1 protein-coding gene is annotated in these 1,178 nt (G+C 35.2%); it reads right to left on the minus strand.

The genetic code is table 11. The features are described 5' to 3' along the window. Window positions 1-53: 53 nt before the first annotated feature. Entirely contained in the window at window positions 54-851 is a 798-nt protein-coding gene (locus tag V7150_RS24160; RefSeq protein ID WP_335523320.1) for a lipid II flippase family protein, read from the minus strand. Window positions 852-1,178: the final 327 nt, after the last annotated feature.

Below are 1,178 nucleotides of genomic sequence, written 5' to 3' on the forward strand. Positions count from 1 at the left end.
TCCCCTTACTTTTGTTTTAGGTGAAATAATTTTAACAAATGGTTATGCGTTTCTTAAGCCAGCACACTACTTACCCATGAAATGAAAACCGCTGAAGGGACTAATAAAAATTGTGCCAGTAACGTTCCAAAGAATCTTGCCACCATAAGCCAAGCATACGTCTTCGTCATCTTGTCGTCCCCATCCCCATCATTAAGGGCCCGTTCAGTCATAAGAGCAATTTGTGGGTCCAGAAATATTGTTAAGAGGATGGTGGCTACCCCATTTACTACACCTGTAGCCATATTGGAGGTAGCACTATGACCAGGATTCAACACAGATGCATATAATGCAGCCAAAATTCCAGATGTGTAAATTGCTGTAACGATGATATTAATGAGCATAATACGTTTCGGGATTCCGCCTATTCTAAGTCGATACAGCATGTGAATCCTTGGCCGCCTTACATATGTGTCCGTTCTTTTTAATTTATGAATATTAGTCATTTTCATCATGGAAATGACAGAACCGTCTATCTCTAATCTTTTAATCATCAGCATCGATAATCGGGTAAAAGTAGGATATAAAAATAATGCTAAGAGAGTTCCGGCAGAAGCTGATAGTAAGGCAATACGAAACAGTTTTAGTACATCTATAGAGGCATTAATCTTTGCATTATCAACGATAGCACCTAATAACGGAGCTTGAAACATATTTGAAGTACGGGCGATAAGGAGCACAATACCTGTAAGCGATAATGATACTGCAATCTTCTTAAGTCTTATTCCTCCAAGGCGAATACTATAGGATAAGGTCTCAGTTCCATGAATAATAATAGTCAGAAAAATTATGATGATAATTTTTATTGTCAATTGAAAACACCAACAATCTACTAGAATATATCTTATTATATAAAATTACCAAAATAGTAATAATATTACTATAGATAATGGTAAAATAATATAATAAATTCTGAAATGGAAACAGGTCATTCAATTAGTTGATCATGCCTTGCAGCCCTTTGGTGGAAGGCTTTTTGATGGTTTTACATTAGGGAAAAGAGATAATGTATGAGACATCTAATGAAATAAACCTTGGAGGTTGTATTTTGATGTGCAAAGAATTAGAGAAGGCAATTAATCTACGAAAAGAAGGAAAGCAAAAGGAATCTAACGAAATGCTTTTAAAATTAGCAAAAG

Origin of the sequence: Neobacillus drentensis, assembly GCF_036965245.1 — a bacterium.
Classification (GTDB): Bacteria; Bacillota; Bacilli; order Bacillales; family Cytobacillaceae; genus Neobacillus; species Neobacillus drentensis_G.